This window comes from Streptococcus sp. oral taxon 431 (assembly GCF_023115445.1).
Classification (GTDB): Bacteria; Bacillota; Bacilli; order Lactobacillales; family Streptococcaceae; genus Streptococcus.
Window position 1 is genome coordinate 1 of record NZ_JALDUI010000023.1, and the last position, 15322, is coordinate 15322.

The window sequence follows — 15322 nt, forward strand, 5'->3', positions numbered from 1 at the left end:
AAGTGACAAATTTATTAAGGGAAGTTCCAAATATCTTTGAATGTTTAGAGCGCTTTTTTAAAACTAAATGACTATAATCCAATATTCTGGTTTAATAGTTTTCTTAGAACGCCAAAAAACCCACCCTCAGGGGCAGGTTTCATCTGTATTATTCAGCTAGATTAAGCTTTACCTTCTGAACCGAATACGTCGATACGTTCTTCAACTGATGCTTGGATAGCTTTTACACCGTCAGCCAAGAATTTACGTGGGTCGAAGAGTTTTTTCTTGTCGTATTCTGCTTCGTTTGCTTCGTAGTCACGAGCAAATTTACGAGTTGCGTTAGCGAATGCGATTTGGCATTCAGTGTTAACGTTAACTTTAGCAACACCAAGTTTGATAGCTGCTTGGATTTGCTCATCAGGAATACCTGAACCACCGTGCAATACGATTGGGAAGCCTGGAAGAGCTTCTGTCAATTTTTGCAAGTGGTCAAGGTCAAGACCTTCCCAGTTTGCAGGGTAAGGACCGTGGATGTTACCAATACCAGCTGCCAAGAAGTCAATACCAGTTGCAACCATTGCTTTAGCGTCTTCGATTGGAGCCAATTCACCTTTACCGATGATTCCGTCTTCTTCACCACCGATAGTACCAACTTCAGCTTCTACTGAGATACCTTTAGCGTGTGCTTTTTCAACAACGTCTTTAGCCAATTTAAGGTTTTCTTCAACTGGAAGGTGTGAACCGTCAAACATGATTGAAGTGTAACCAACTTCGATACATTCAAGTGCATCTTCGTAGTGACCGTGGTCAAGGTGGATAGCTACTGGTACAGTGATACCCATTGATTCAACAAGGTTAGCGATCAAGTTGCGAGCAACTTTGTAACCACCCATGTATTTAGCAGCACCCATTGAAGTTTGGATCAAAACTGGAGCTTTTTTAGCTTCTGCTGCGCGCAAGATTGCTTGAGTCCACTCAAGGTTGTTTGTGTTAAATCCACCAACTGCATAACCGTTGTCACGAGCTGCTTGGACAAATTTTTCTGCTGAAACGATTGCCATTTTATCAGGCCTCCTGTATATTTTTATGGGATATCCCATTTACATTGTTCATTTTATCACTTTTTGATAAAAAAATCTAGTTTTTCCCATACTTTAGATTGAATTTCTTCCAATCAGATTGATGTAAACCCTTTCTTAATCACTTTCCGGATCGGTCTGTGGTAGCTTCATGAAAAATGCTAGGTTATCATCGTCTCTTTCAAAATGATAGTTAATTTCTTCGTTTTCTAATAAACTCTTGACCACAAATAACCCCAATCCAGCTCCCTTACTTTGTCGACTCGAAGCCGTAAAGGATTGTTCAAATTTATCTTGTTCCTCAAGTGTACAACTGTTCTCAATAAATATCCAGCCATCCTTATCACCAATTTTAAGATAGCCACCTTGGATAGAATGTTTCACCGCATTACTGATAAGATTGGAAAGAATTAGCTTGAGTACCGAAGGATTTAGATAAGTTTGTTGGTCAGTCAGTTGATTCACAACTGAGATTTCCCTCTCTTTGGCTAATAAATCATAATCCTTTAAGAGAAAATCTGTCATTTCAAGAAGGTTGATTTCTTCTTTCTTGTCTCGCAATTCTTGCACTGAAGAAAGGGATAAGATTTGCTGAACGTGGTGAGTCAAATCATCCACAATACCCAAAGAAACTCCCAGATAATGGTCTCGATCTTTATAGCGTCCAATATTGGCTTGCATATTTTCCAGAAGAATCTTTAGACTAGCTAGAGGTGTTTTCAGTTCGTGGGAAGCACCTCGCAAAAACTCAACCTTCATCTTTTCCAGCTGGAGAATGGCCTCGTTTTTCTCATGCAAATCTGCAATCACAGTCAAGAGATGCTGATAAAGGCTGTTGATTTGTTCTTTAAGATCGCCAATTTCATCCTTAGAATCCACGCGCAACCTCACTTCTGCATCCAAATCCATCATCCGTCGAGTCACTCGTTTGATTTCCAAAATAGGAGCAACAATGGTTCTAGCATAGATAAAGGCGATGAGGAGCGAAATGATGAAAGACGCTAATAAAGTATAAGGCAGAAATTGAAGACTAATGTCTTCTGCTTCTTTCTGCAAATCCATAGAAGCTAAAAACTGCAAGGTCATCGTCTGACCATCCTTAGTTTGAACTTCTCTTTCCTCAATAACCAAGGAGGCCGTTTGACGTTGTCTATCCAGAGGAAGATTGTCATTGACCTCTAACTTATCCTCGGTCATCTCTCCCTTAACAGCTCCCTTGATATCACTGCTTTGAGAATAAAGTTCAAGGACTTCCTGAATAGCTTGACTATCTTTGCCTTGGAGAGACTGGGCAATTTCTGTAGCCTTTTGCCCGATGCTTTCCTGACGGTGACTGAGATAGGTCGGAGGAAAGAGGAAATAGATGGCCAAATGCAAACAAATGACCAAGGTAGAAAATACCGAGAAGGTATAGATAAAAATCTTTTTAAATAAACCTGAACGTCTCATTTTCTCTCCAATTTATAACCAACATTGCGCACGGTAAGAATACAGTCTAAATCCAATTTTTTCCGTAGTTCCTTGATATAGACATCGATCACTCTGTCAAAAGGAACCTCATCTGTCATCTTCCATACAGCATCGATAATCTGCGACCGTGTTAAGGCTCGACCTTCATTTTTAACCAGATAGTCTAAAATTTCCAGTTCTTTTGCATTCACTGCAACTTCTTGACCAGCTACTTTAGCGCTATAGCTGTCAAAGTCTACCTGAGTATCCCCATAGGTAAAGATACGACTTACATCATAATAACGTTTGAAAATAGCATCCACTCGTACTTTTAACAAAGATAGAGAAAAAGGCTTTTCCAAATAACCATCTGCTAATGCAGCAAAGGCACTCATCTTATACTCCTCATCCTGAAAGGCTGTCAACATCAAGACCGGAACTTGGCTACTTTTTCGAATTTCTGACAAAACCTCTAAACCATTGAGTTTCGGCATTTGAATATCTAAGAGAATCAGAGCAACTTGATGGTTCGAAAACTGCTCTAAAGCTTCTTGACCATCTGCTGCTTGAATGGTTTCATAGCCACAATCCGTCAAATAGTCACTAATTCCCTCGCGGATCATGTCTTCATCTTCTACAATTAGAATTTTCATATAAATCCTTTTCTATCAAAAATGCTACCTATATTATATCTCATTTGAGTGAGAATAGGTAGCAGGTTTTTTATTCACTATCCAACAAGAGTTCTTTTGGTTGTTTAAAGAGGAGATTGCTTGAAGCAAGTGCCATAACTAGTACCACTAGAACTAATCCAAGTACAAAGATGATGGCAAAGTCAGAAGCTTGAATGGATATATCCAGACTTGAAAGTGTCTTGCTAAAGCCGTCAACTTCTGCACCACCACCAAGATTAGAGGCTTGGGCTGCCTTACTAGCCTGCTTAGCCACATCTGATGTGACATTTGCAAGAACAGTATCTCCAATGGCACGAGCAGTATAGTTAGCTAAGAAGTAAGCTGAAATTAGTGCTGGAATTGCAATCATAACTGCTTCTGTAATAAATTGTCCTAGAATACTTGCTTGTTTTAGACCAATGGAAAGGAAAATTCCAACCTCTTTACGACGGGCGTTAATCCATAGTGTCAGTAAGAGAGCCAGTAGAAGAACAGAGAAGCTCAAGCTACCCCAGAAGAGAAGATTAGCCATCTTGTACATACCTGAGATAGATTGTTCGAGGGCAGGATAGTTAGATGAACTCTTAATCAAGCTATACATTTTCCAGTTGATGCCGTTGATCGACCCTAGTTCTTGCATAACAGTATCTAGGTTCTTATCTCCAGCTACAAAGAAGGTAGCATCTCCATAGATAGCTGTATCTTCTGTATAACCATAGAGCTGGGCAGCTGTGTGAATATCTGTGATAGCTGTATTCTCATAAAGTTCTTGTGAGTAGGTTACAGCAGATTTGTTATGTCCATCAAAAAGTCCTTTGATGGTTACTTCTACTGTTTCCTTTGCTCCTTTTTCATTATCGGCATCGTAGATATTGGAGTTGAGTGTTACCTTGTCTCCCACCTTCCAACCATGCTTTTCTGCCAGGTCTTTATGCATTAGAATCTGGTACTTGTCGTCGTTTGTTAAATGCTCACCTTCGACCAGTTTGTAAGAACCTGATACAAACTTGTCTTCTTTAGAAGAGTCATTGACACCCGTTATCATCAAGCTACTTCCAAAACGTTGAGCTCGATCTGGCGTTAGATTTTTCTTGGTTTCAGGTGTCTCAATCAGTTCATAGCCTGTCAAATCACCGATAGCGTTGATACGTTTGATGTAGGATTCGATGGCCTTATTTTCAGTAATTTTTTTAATATCCTCACCCTTTATATTCCCTGCACCACGTGGAGTTCCTTGGTTGACCCTACGGTTGATTTGCATGGAGAAACTATTGGTGATATTTTTAAAGGTTTCTTGAGAAGCCTTGGCTGTCGCACCCTTGATAGACAAGCCGACCAAACTCAAACTAGCCATCAAGAGAATGATAAGAAAGATCACAATAGACTTAAAAAATTTTCTTGTGACATAGGCAAATGCGTTGTGTAACATAAGATTCCTTTCTAGATTTACTTCAGTTTTTAATATGTTTAAAAGTTTTAGTTACTATTTTTTCTTGTTTCAGTCAGTTTCTTATCCTTCAATTCAAGTGTAATATCTGACGCCTGTGCTACTTCCTTGCTGTGGGTCACAACGATCACACACTTGCCTGTTTTCTCAGCGAGAGATTTGAGCAAATCGATGATATCCCCAGCAGTCTTAGGATCTAGGTTTCCTGTTGGTTCATCTGCTAAAATCACTGGCGCCTCAGATACAAGACTACGAGCAATGGCAACCCGTTGTTGCTGTCCACCTGATAATTGGAGAACATTCCGCTTGATCTGACTTTCATCTAAACCAAGTTCAAGAAGGGTATCTTTGCCAGCTTTTTTATTAACCAAGCGGATATTTTCCAATGGAGAAAGATAATCAATCAAGTTATAGTTTTGGAAAACCAAAGAAATATGGTGCATTCGGTGATAAGAATATCCTTGTTCACGAATATCCTTGCCTTCGAATAAGATAGCACCTTCGACTGGGCTATCAAGTCCTGCTAATAGAGATAAGAGTGTCGATTTCCCAGCTCCTGATTCACCAATGATACTATAAAACTTGCCAGGTTCAAAATCATAATTGATTTTATATAAGACTGCTTCTGCAGTGTTCTTGTAACGATAAGTAAGATCTTGTAATTGTAGTAAAGTCATAATTTCTCCTTTATTAACTGATGGATGATAAAATTTCTTTCGGTGATTTTCTAAATAAAAATAGGAAACAAAGTGCAACTGACAAGCAGCTAATGATAAGTAGGAAGATATAAGATTCTCCAAATGATAGAAGACTTGTTGAAAGACTCGTTGCTTTTGCTAGAGTATCTTGTAGTGCAGCTTGGTCGCCACTTGCTAGTACAGTCTTCAAGAGATAGGAAGTAATGGCATTCCCAGCCACAAATGCCGGCAGAATAGATGCCAATGAAACTAGGATAACTTCTAGGCAGAATTGGCTAAAGATTGCTCCTTTTCCCTTACCTAGTGCCAATAAAATACCAACCTCGTAGACCCGCTCTCGTAACCAAAGTGACAAGACCAAGACCAGCGCTCCTACCCCAGCAATCATAATGCCATAGAGGAAAATCTGTAGGAAGGTTTGGAAGGTCGAAACTGAATCCTTGATTTGTTCAAAAGCCTTATTTCCCTTTTCGACTTGATAACCTTTCGTTTCAAGAGATAACTTTTCAACCTCTTGAATGATACTATCCATATCTTTTGGATTTTCTAGATAGAAACGAGCGGCAGTAACTTGAGCTTCCTTATTTCCAAGAAGAGTTTGGCTACTTTCGTAGTCTGTATAGACCGTGTTTTCACTAAAGTCTGATGAGAGACCGGTAAATTTCTCTTGCTTCCGACCTGAGAAAGTACCTACGATTTCATAATCTAGCCTTTGTCCACTACTTCCTTCAACTTGACCAGGATTTAAACTAATCTTATCCCCAAGTTTTAAGTTATTCTTCTTAGCTAATTCTTCATGGACTAAGATTTTCTGACTATCTCCTTTTTCTAGGTGTCTTCCTTCTTTAAGGGTAAAGGCAGAACTTGTAAAAGAAACATCCTTGGAAGAGTCTCCTAATGCAATCAAACTGATAAGATTTTTTTCAGCCTCTGTCAAATCATCCCTTTGGATACTTTGCTCTCCAGTGACGACTTCTTTGTCAGTCAACTTAGCTATTGTTTCAAGCTCTGGAGAAATCTCCTCAAGACCCTTTATCTTTTTAAGGTCATCTAGTTGAGACAGTTGAAAGGTCTGATCTGCTTCTATTCTTTTAATAGAAAAAGATGTATTCAATGAGCGATAGAGATTATTTTCTACTGTTTTGTTGGACTTCATAAGCGTCAGACAAGCCGATATTCCAGCCAATAAGACAAATAGAATCAAGAATAAAATGAGACTTCTCAGTCGTTTTCTGCTGACGTAAGCCCAAGCTCTTTGAGTGGGATTCATATAGCACCTCCATATTTGTAAAACCATTATAATATTCAAATATGAAATGTTTATGAAATCGAAAAAAAAGAGCAAAATCTTTGCCCTTGTTTATATAAAAATAAAGAGCTAGCCGAAGCTAACTCTTTTCCTATGCGGAGAGAGGGACTTGAACCCTCACGACCTAAAGCGGTCACAGGATCCTTAGTCCTGCGCGTCTGCCAATTCCGCCATCCCCGCGTCGATTACTTTACTAGTATATCAACTTTCAAAAACTTTGTCAACACTTTTTTCAGATTTTTTTCAGTTTTTTTGAATACATTATTCTTTGATTTCAACTAGATTTTCATCAAGGAGTTTCGCTCCTAATGTATTCTTAAAATGTCCAAGTGCAAACTGGTGGTTTTCAGGCCAAATGGATGCGACTGCTGGCTTGACAACTTCTATCTGATACCCAAGATTATAGGCATCAATAGCCGTATGCAATACACAGATATCTGTCAGAACACCTGTTAAGATAACTGTATCCACGCGACGCTCTCTCAGACGGATATCCAAATCTGTGCCAGAAAAAGCCGAATAGTGACGTTTGTCCATCCAGAAAACACGACTATCCTGGGCCTGTTCCTGATAAAATTCAGCTAACTTACCATATAGATTACGCCCGCTAGTCCCAATCAGATTATGAGGGGGAAATAGTTTACTTTCTGGATGAAAGACATCATTTTCCTCATGAGCGTCAATGGTAAAGAAAATATAATCTCCACGGTCAAATGCTAATCTAGTTACCTGATTGATTGCTTCTGATATCGCTTGAGCAGGAGCTCCTGCTGTCAATTTTCCATGATCCGCTACAAAATCTTCTGTGTAGTCAATCGAAATTAAAGCCTTAGCCATTAATAGTCCCTCTTTTTCACTTCTTCAAAAATATCTGGGATTAAAACTTTTAGATAAGTTCCCTTCATACCCAATGAACGACTTTCAATAATTCCTGCTGATTCGAGTTTTCGAAGGGCATTGACAATCACAGAGCGCGTAATACCGATACGGTCTGCAATGACTGATGCAGTTAATTGTCCTTCATTGCCATTCAATTCACCCAAAATAGCTGATACTGCTCGTAACTCAGAGTAAGAAAGAGTATTGACTGCCATTGTTACGGCTGTACGACGACGGATATTTTTCTCGTCTTCTTCACGTTGAAAGTTCAAAAGCTGGATACCAACCACCGTACTAGCAATCTCAACAAGAATCAAATCCTCATCTTCGAATTTCTTATCATTACGCCAGATAATCAAAGATCCCAAACGAATCCCAGAAACATGGATTGGAGCAATAGTTGTTAAACCATCTGGGAAGTCTGAGCGACTTTCAATTGGGAAAATAGTCAAATCATGTTCCACAGGGAGGTTGGCCTCCGTATCGTAGATCATATTTGCCCCTTGGATATAGTCCTCAGGGAAAATCTTTGTTTGGAAGAACTGCTCTACACGATCGGTGTTTGTTTTATAGCGCATAAAGTAGCCCAACAAACGCCCCTTACTGTTAACAATACAAGCGTTGCAATCAATAATATCCGCTAATTGGCGTGTGATGGCATTATATGGAAGATCATCTTGTAATTTCTCCTCCGCACGCTTCAGGATAGACGTAATTTTTCTCGTTTTTTCTAATAAATGTGCCATTTTTCACCTCGTATTCAATCGCTTCGATTATATCATAAAATGGCCATTATTTCAATAATTATCTGAAAATTGTTTATTGAATTGCAATTCTCTTACATTTGCAATTTTTTATATTTTTTTCAATTTTCTTGTTGACAGGTTCCTAAATTTTTGATAATATAATATTATAAGATATCAAATATATAAATCTATTTTCTCGTATTAAACTTTTCTTGACTCTCGGTCTCCTTATATATTAAAAGCGATCCACCTCAGTGAACCGCTTTTTTTATTATTTATCGCCCTTGTTACGGATTACAAAACCAGTTTTCTTCTCGCTTGAAGTATTGCGTGGTTTTTTATTATCCTTACGGTAACGTTTTTCCTTCTCAAAGCGGTCGTTTTTGCGACCACCTTTTTTGAAATCATCTCGACGTTCACCACGACGATTGTCGCGACGGCGATCACGATCTCGACGATCCTCACCACGACGTCCTCCCTTGCCTTTACCACCGAAGCCATTACCTGATGGTTTAAATGGCAGTGGTTTCTCACGCGCAATTTCAACTTCTGGAAGACTATCTGGATCCTGAACTGTCAAACTTAGGATGTACATTGCCAATTCTTCTGGGCTGAATTCAGCTGCCAATTTACGGGCATCTTTTGCGAATTTATCAAAGTTACCACGAACAGTCTCATCGGCAAAGTCACGTTCAATTTTCTTAAGTGCAACATGCTTTTTAGCTTGGAAAGCTTCTTCTGCTGTCGCAGGTTTCAAGCCCTTCATGCGTTTCTTGGTCAAGTTTTCGATGATTTGGAGGTAGCCCATCTCATTTGGTGCTACGAAAGTAATCGATTGACCTGACTTCCCAGCACGACCTGTACGACCAATACGGTGAACATAGCTCTCTGGATCTTGTGGAATGTCGTAGTTATAGACATGAGTCACACCTGAGATATCCAAACCACGTGCTGCAACGTCTGTAGCTACTAGGACATCAAGGTTACCATTTTTAAAATCACGAAGGACACGAAGACGTTTGTTTTGGTCAAGGTCTCCATGAATCCCTTCTGCACGGAAGCCACGGATTTTAAGTCCACGAGTCAATTCATCCACACGACGTTTGGTACGACCAAAGACAATAGACAACTCAGGTTGTTCAACATCCATAAGACGAGTCATGGTGTCAAATTTTTCTTGTTCCTTGACACGGATATAGTACTGATCAACTAGTTCAGTTGTCAACTCTTTAGCCGCAATCTTCACATGCTCAGGTTCTTTCATGAACTGAACCCCGATACGTTTGATAGCTTCAGGCATAGTTGCTGAAAAGAGCAAGGTTTGACGATTTTCTGGGACACGAGAGATAATGGCTTCGATGTCTTCAAGGAAGCCCATGTTAAGCATTTCGTCCGCTTCATCAAGAATAAGAGTTTCAATATCTTGCAATTTCAAGGACTTGCGTTTGATCAAATCTAGGAGACGACCTGGTGTTCCAACTACGATATGAGCACCTGATTTAAGAGCCTTGATTTGTTTTTCGATACTTGAACCACCATAAACAGAACGGACTTTTACACCCTTGCTTCGACCAAAGCGGAAGAGTTCTTCCTGACTTTGCACAGCTAGTTCTCGGGTTGGTGCAATGACCAAAGCTTGAATGGTTGCTTCTTCTGTACGAATTTTTTCAAGGGTTGGCAAGCCAAAGGCAGCAGTTTTTCCTGTACCAGTTTGGGCTTGTCCGATAACATCTTTTCCTTCAAGAGCCAAAGGAATGGTTTGCTCTTGGATAGGACTTGCTTCTACAAATCCTGCTTTTTCAATTTCTGCCAATAAATCAGCAGAAAGATTAAATTCATTAAATTTCACGTTATTCTTCTTTCTAAAGATGGTGCGAAGCCATCCTATAGCGCTTAGTTTATACTTTTCTTGTCATGACGTACTTTCATATCTTTTATGAAAGACCGTGTTGCTTCTTTTCCACTAAAGAAAAGTACTGCTTTTTTGCAACTTATCTAGTATAACACAAGAGAGGGTCAAAAGATAGTCTAACCTCCTGATTAAATCATGTAAACGATTTTTCTATCGATTTGCTTCACTCAAAAAGTATTTGTTAGAGCATTCGGTTCCTGAAATGATTTTCCGTAGCAGATTTGTGCAAAAGTTTTTTTCTTATGCTAGAATGAAATTCGAACAGGAGGAATAAAAATGTTAACATACGATTTAATTGTCATTGGTTTTGGTAAGGCAGGTAAAACGCTTGCTGGAAAACTAGCTTCAGCTGGTAAAAAGGTTGCCCTTATCGAACGTAGTAAGGCGATGTACGGCGGTACTTGTATCAATATCGGTTGTATCCCAACTAAAACCTTGTTAGTTGCTGCTGAAAAAGACTTGTCATTTGATCAAGTCATGGCTACTAAAAATACGGTTACTACACGCCTCAATGGTAAAAACTATGCGACTGTTGCTGGTACAGGCGTCGATATCTTTGATGCGGAAGCTCACTTCCTTTCAAATAAAGTCATCGAAATCCAAGCTGGTGAGGAAAAACAAGAATTGACTGCTGAAACTATCGTCATCAACACTGGTGCTATTTCAAACGTCTTGCCAATTCCAGGACTTGCTACAAGCAAAAACGTCTTTGACTCAACAGGTATCCAAAACTTAGACAAATTACCAGAAAAACTTGGAATTCTTGGTGGTGGTAATATTGGTCTTGAATTTGCTGGTCTTTTCAACAAACTTGGAAGTAAGGTAACAGTCCTAGATGCTCTGGATACTTTCTTGCCTCGTGCTGAACCTTCTATCGCAGCTCTTGCTAAACAATACATGGAAGAAGACGGCATTGAACTCCTTCAAAATATCCATACTACTGAAATCAAAAACGATGGTGACCAAGTTCTTGTCGTGACAGAGAATGAAACCTACCGTTTCGATGCCCTTCTCTACGCAACTGGACGTAAACCAAATGTAGAACCACTTCAACTTGAAAATACAGATATTGAACTAACTGAACGTGGTGCGATTAAGGTGGACAAACACTGTCAAACAAACGTTCCTGGTGTCTTTGCAGTTGGAGATGTCAACGGTGGACTTCAATTTACCTACATTTCACTTGATGACTTCCGTGTTGTATACAGCTACCTCGCTGGTGATGGCAGCTACACCCTTGAGGACCGTCTCAATGTGCCAAACACTATGTTCATCACACCAGCACTTTCACAAGTTGGTTTGACCGAAAGCCAAGCTGCTGAATTGAAACTTCCATATGCTGTTAAGGAAATCCCTGTCGCTGCTATGCCTCGTGGTCATGTAAATGGTGACCTTCGTGGAGCTTTCAAAGCAGTTGTCAACACTGAAACCAAAGAAATTCTCGGTGCAACTATCTTCTCTGAAGGTTCTCAAGAAATCATCAATATCATTACTGTTGCTATGGACAACAAGATTCCTTACACTTACTTCACAAAACAAATCTTCACTCACCCAACCTTGGCTGAAAACTTGAATGACTTGTTTGCGATTTAGTTTTATCAAGCAGCCCTCCTTGGGCTGTTTTTCTTTTTCTAAAATCTCAAATCTGTCTTTTTCAGCTTTTATGATATAATAGAAACATGAAATTAGAAACTACTTTTGGGCTCATTGCTGGACGTTCTTCTCACTTTATTTTGAGTCGTCTCGGACGTGGAAGTACGCTCCCAGGGAAACTTGCCCTCCAATTTGATAAAGACATTTTACAACATTTAGCGAAGAACTACGAGATTGTCGTAGTTACTGGTACCAATGGAAAAACCCTGACAACCGCCCTCACTGTCGGTATTTTAAACGAAGTCTATGGTCAAGTTCTGACCAATCCTAGTGGTGCCAATATGATTACAGGGATTACCACCACCTTCTTGACAGCCAAATCTTCTAAAACAGGCAAGAACATCGCTGTCCTTGAAATCGATGAAGCTAGTCTCTCTCGTATCTGTGACTACATCCAGCCAAGTCTCTTCGTCATCACTAATATCTTCCGCGACCAAATGGATCGCTTCGGTGAAATTTATACGACCTATAACATGATTTTGGATGCTATTCGGAAAGTTCCTACTGCTACTGTCCTTCTCAACGGTGATAGTCCACTTTTTTACAAGCGCTCTTTCCCAAATCCTGTTCAGTATTTTGGTTTTGACTTGGAAAAAGGACCAGCACAACTAGCTCACTACAACACGGAGGGAATCCTCTGTCCTGAATGTCATAGCATTCTTAAGTACGAGCTCAATACCTATGCCAACTTGGGTGCCTACATCTGCGAAAACTGTGGATGTAAACGTCCTGATTTGGACTACCGTCTGACAGAATTGGTGGAATTGACTAACAATCGTTCTCGCTTTGTTATTGACGGACAGGAATACGGTATTCAAATCGGTGGACTCTACAACATCTATAATGCTCTGGCTGCAGTTGCTATCGCCCGTTACCTCGGAGCTGATTCTCAACTGATCAAACAAGGTTTTGACAAGAGTCGTGCAGTTTTTGGACGACAAGAAACCTTCCATATCGGTGACAAGGAATGCACACTGGTTCTCATCAAGAATCCTGTCGGTGCTACACAAGCTATTGAAATGATTAAGCTAGCTCCTTACCCATTTAGTCTATCTGTTCTTCTCAATGCTAACTATGCTGACGGTATTGATACCAGCTGGATCTGGGATGCGGATTTTGAACAGATAACTGACATGGATATCCCAGAAATCAACGCCGGTGGCGTTCGTCATTCTGAAATCGCTCGTCGTCTTCGAGTAACTGGTTATCCAGCTGATAAAATCACTGAAACAAGTAGTCTGGAACAAGTTCTTAAAACGATTGAAGCCCAAGACTGCAAACATGCTTATATCCTTGCGACTTATACTGCTATGCTGGAATTCCGAGAACTACTAGCCAATCGTCAGCTTGTTAGAAAGGAGATGAACTAATGGTTTATACTTCACTTTCCTCAAAAGACGGCAACTATCCTTACCAGCTAAATATCGCCCACCTCTATGGTAACCTCATGAATACCTACGGAGATAACGGGAATATCCTTATGCTCAAGTATGTAGCTGAAAAGCTGGGTGCTCATGTTACAGTTGACATCGTTTCTCTCCACGATGATTTCGATGAAAATCACTACGACATCGCCTTTTTCGGCGGTGGTCAAGACTTTGAACAAAGCATCATTGCTGGTGATTTGCCTGCTAAAAAAGAAAGCATTGGCAACTTTATCCAAAATGATGGTGTCGTCCTAGCTATCTGTGGCGGTTTCCAATTACTGGGTCAATACTATATCGAAGCTTCTGGAAGACGTATCGAAGGTCTAGGTGTCATGGGACACTACACACTCAACCAAACCAACAACCGCTTTATCGGTGACATTAAAATTCATAATGAAGAATTCGATGAAACCTATTATGGTTTTGAAAATCATCAAGGCCGTACCTTCCTCTCAGATGACCAAAAACCGCTCGGTCAGGTTGTTTACGGAAATGGAAATAATGAAGAAAAAATCGGTGAAGGTGTTCACTATAGAAATGTTTTCGGTTCTTATTTCCACGGACCTATTTTATCCCGTAATGCAAACTTAGCCTATCGCTTAGTAACCCTTGCCCTCAAAAAGAAATACGGTCAGGATCTTGTCCTTCCGGCTTACGAGGACATTCTCAATCAAGAAGTCGCTGAAGAATACAGCGATGTGAAAAGTAAGGCAGAATTCAACTAAACTTCCTATTCCAGCATGCCATCGGCTGTTGGAATTTTTTTAAGCTCTTTTCCCCTTCTCCCTTGCATTTTCTACTATTTTTTGCAAAAATAGAGGGGTAGAAAGAAGGTAACATATGTCTAAATTACAACAAATCTTAACTTATCTTGAATCAGAAAAGCTAGACGTCGCTGTCGTATCTGACCCCGTCACTATCAATTACCTCACTGGCTTTTACAGTGATCCACACGAACGTCAAATGTTCCTTTTTGTCCTTGCAGATCAGGAACCGCTTCTCTTCGTTCCAGCCCTTGAGGTTGAACGTGCGACTAGCACTGTCTCTTTCCCAGTAGTTGGCTACGTGGACTCTGAAAACCCTTGGAAGAAAATCCTAAATGCCTTGCCACAGCTTGATTTCAAACGTGTAGCAGTTGAGTTTGACAATCTCATCTTGACTAAATACCACGGTTTGAAAACTGTCTTTGAAAGTGCTGAGTTTGATAACTTGACTCCATTGATCCAACGTATGCGCTTGATTAAATCAGCAGACGAAGTGCAAAAGATGATGGTTGCAGGTGTTTACGCCGACAAGTCTGTTAAAGTTGGTTTTGACAATATCTCTCTTGATAATACGGAAACTGATATCATTGCGCAAATCGACTTTGCTATGAAACGTGAAGGCTACGAAATGAGCTTTGATACTATGGTCTTGACAGGAGATAACGCTGCAAATCCGCATGGTATCCCTGGAGCTAACAAGATTGAAAAAGATGCCCTTCTCCTCTTTGACCTCGGTGTAATGGTCAATGGTTATGCATCAGATATGACTCGTACAGTCGCTGTTGGTAAACCTGACCAATTCAAGAAAGATATCTACAACTTGACCCTCGAAGCCCAACAAGCTGCCCTTGACTTTATCAAACCTGGTGTAACAGCTCATGAGGTTGACCGTGCGGCTCGTGAGGTGATCGAAAAAGCTGGCTACGGTGAGTACTTCAACCACCGTCTCGGTCATGGTATCGGTATGGACGTCCACGAATTCCCTTCAATAATGGAAGGAAACGACATGGTTATCGAAGAGGGTATGTGCTTCTCTGTTGAACCTGGTATCTACATCCCTGGTAAAGTCGGTGTCCGTATCGAAGACTGCGGTGTTGTTACCAAGGATGGCTTTGACCTCTTTACAAGCACCAGCAAAGATTTGCTTTATTTTGATTAAAAAGTATATTTTAAAAAAAGATGGAAAAGAATAACTTTTCCATCTTATTTTTTGATTTGATAATAAATTTTATAGTCATTTAGTTTTAAAAAAGCGCTCTAAACATTCAAAGATATTTGGAACTTCCCTTAATAAATTTGTCAC

The 15322-nt window shown here is 40.0% G+C and carries 13 protein-coding genes and 1 tRNA gene; 4 read left to right on the forward strand and 10 right to left on the reverse strand.

Features of this window, described 5'->3' with window-relative positions; translation table 11 throughout:
* Window positions 1-161 precede the first annotated feature (161 nt).
* The 10 genes from M1R56_RS09505 to M1R56_RS09550 all read right to left on the reverse strand — a co-directional run bounded on the left by M1R56_RS09505 (window position 162) and on the right by M1R56_RS09550 (window position 10112).
* The gene (locus M1R56_RS09505) at window positions 162-1043 is read right to left on the reverse strand and encodes a class II fructose-bisphosphate aldolase (RefSeq protein WP_033688381.1); all 882 of its coding nucleotides are present in this window, start codon (window positions 1041-1043) and stop codon (window positions 162-164) included.
* A gap of 135 nt (window positions 1044-1178) precedes the next feature.
* Complete coding sequence (vncS, locus tag M1R56_RS09510; protein ID WP_248035982.1) at window positions 1179-2510, reverse strand: HAMP domain-containing sensor histidine kinase; 1332 nt, start codon at window positions 2508-2510, stop codon at window positions 1179-1181.
* Window positions 2507-3163 (reverse strand): response regulator transcription factor, encoded by a 657-nt coding sequence (gene vncR / locus M1R56_RS09515; RefSeq protein ID WP_248035983.1) that lies wholly within the window; start codon window positions 3161-3163, stop codon window positions 2507-2509. Before vncR ends, vncS begins: the two co-directional genes overlap by 4 nt.
* Window positions 3164-3233: 70 nt before the next feature.
* A complete protein-coding gene (gene vex3 / locus M1R56_RS09520; RefSeq protein ID WP_248035984.1) occupies window positions 3234-4613 on the reverse strand; it encodes an ABC transporter permease in 1380 nt (459 codons plus the stop codon).
* Between the two features lie 47 nt (window positions 4614-4660).
* Window positions 4661-5308 (reverse strand): ABC transporter ATP-binding protein, encoded by a 648-nt coding sequence (gene vex2 / locus M1R56_RS09525; protein ID WP_248035985.1) that lies wholly within the window; start codon window positions 5306-5308, stop codon window positions 4661-4663.
* A gap of 13 nt (window positions 5309-5321) precedes the next feature.
* Entirely contained in the window at window positions 5322-6599 is a 1278-nt protein-coding gene (locus M1R56_RS09530) for an ABC transporter permease (RefSeq protein WP_248035986.1), read from the reverse strand.
* Between the two features lie 133 nt (window positions 6600-6732).
* Window positions 6733-6818 (reverse strand) — tRNA-Leu (locus M1R56_RS09535).
* 81 nt (window positions 6819-6899) lie between these two features.
* Entirely contained in the window at window positions 6900-7475 is a 576-nt protein-coding gene (locus M1R56_RS09540; protein ID WP_070459159.1) for an isochorismatase family cysteine hydrolase, read from the reverse strand.
* Window positions 7475-8263 carry a GTP-sensing pleiotropic transcriptional regulator CodY gene (codY, locus tag M1R56_RS09545; RefSeq protein ID WP_248035987.1) on the reverse strand — a complete coding sequence of 263 codons (789 nt, stop codon included), beginning with the start codon at window positions 8261-8263 and terminating at the stop codon, window positions 7475-7477. Before codY ends, M1R56_RS09540 begins: the two co-directional genes overlap by 1 nt.
* A 271-nt stretch (window positions 8264-8534) precedes the next feature.
* Window positions 8535-10112: a DEAD/DEAH box helicase gene (locus M1R56_RS09550; RefSeq protein ID WP_248035988.1), complete on the reverse strand. Its 1578-nt coding sequence runs from the start codon at window positions 10110-10112 to the stop codon at window positions 8535-8537.
* A 339-nt stretch (window positions 10113-10451) separates the two neighbouring features.
* Between M1R56_RS09550 and M1R56_RS09555 the strand changes: the two genes are divergently transcribed.
* From M1R56_RS09555 to M1R56_RS09570, 4 genes are all read left to right on the forward strand, one after another.
* A complete protein-coding gene (locus M1R56_RS09555; RefSeq protein WP_248035989.1) occupies window positions 10452-11768 on the forward strand; it encodes an FAD-containing oxidoreductase in 1317 nt (438 codons plus the stop codon).
* Between the two features lie 86 nt (window positions 11769-11854).
* Window positions 11855-13198, forward strand: a complete 1344-nt coding sequence (murT, locus tag M1R56_RS09560) for a lipid II isoglutaminyl synthase subunit MurT (protein ID WP_248035990.1) — start codon at window positions 11855-11857, stop codon at window positions 13196-13198.
* Window positions 13198-13980 carry a lipid II isoglutaminyl synthase subunit GatD gene (gatD, locus tag M1R56_RS09565; RefSeq protein ID WP_248035991.1) on the forward strand — a complete coding sequence of 261 codons (783 nt, stop codon included), beginning with the start codon at window positions 13198-13200 and terminating at the stop codon, window positions 13978-13980. The genes murT and gatD overlap by 1 nt, the downstream gene beginning before the upstream one ends.
* A gap of 115 nt (window positions 13981-14095) precedes the next feature.
* Window positions 14096-15178 carry a Xaa-Pro peptidase family protein gene (locus tag M1R56_RS09570; RefSeq protein WP_248035992.1) on the forward strand — a complete coding sequence of 361 codons (1083 nt, stop codon included), beginning with the start codon at window positions 14096-14098 and terminating at the stop codon, window positions 15176-15178.
* Window positions 15179-15322: the final 144 nt, after the last annotated feature.

Coding starts and splice junctions, on each gene's coding strand:
- M1R56_RS09505 (WP_033688381.1), bottom strand. CDS start 1,043: ATGGCAATCGTTTCAGCAGAAAAATTTGTCCAAGCAGCTCGTGACAAC.
- vncS (WP_248035982.1), bottom strand. CDS start 2,510: ATGAGACGTTCAGGTTTATTTAAAAAGATTTTTATCTATACCTTCTCG.
- vncR (WP_248035983.1), bottom strand. CDS start 3,163: ATGAAAATTCTAATTGTAGAAGATGAAGACATGATCCGCGAGGGAATT.
- vex3 (WP_248035984.1), bottom strand. CDS start 4,613: ATGTTACACAACGCATTTGCCTATGTCACAAGAAAATTTTTTAAGTCT.
- vex2 (WP_248035985.1), bottom strand. CDS start 5,308: ATGACTTTACTACAATTACAAGATCTTACTTATCGTTACAAGAACACT.
- M1R56_RS09530 (WP_248035986.1), bottom strand. CDS start 6,599: ATGAATCCCACTCAAAGAGCTTGGGCTTACGTCAGCAGAAAACGACTG.
- M1R56_RS09540 (WP_070459159.1), bottom strand. CDS start 7,475: ATGGCTAAGGCTTTAATTTCGATTGACTACACAGAAGATTTTGTAGCG.
- codY (WP_248035987.1), bottom strand. CDS start 8,263: ATGGCACATTTATTAGAAAAAACGAGAAAAATTACGTCTATCCTGAAG.
- M1R56_RS09555 (WP_248035989.1), top strand. CDS start 10,452: ATGTTAACATACGATTTAATTGTCATTGGTTTTGGTAAGGCAGGTAAA.
- murT (WP_248035990.1), top strand. CDS start 11,855: ATGAAATTAGAAACTACTTTTGGGCTCATTGCTGGACGTTCTTCTCAC.
- gatD (WP_248035991.1), top strand. CDS start 13,198: ATGGTTTATACTTCACTTTCCTCAAAAGACGGCAACTATCCTTACCAG.
- M1R56_RS09570 (WP_248035992.1), top strand. CDS start 14,096: ATGTCTAAATTACAACAAATCTTAACTTATCTTGAATCAGAAAAGCTA.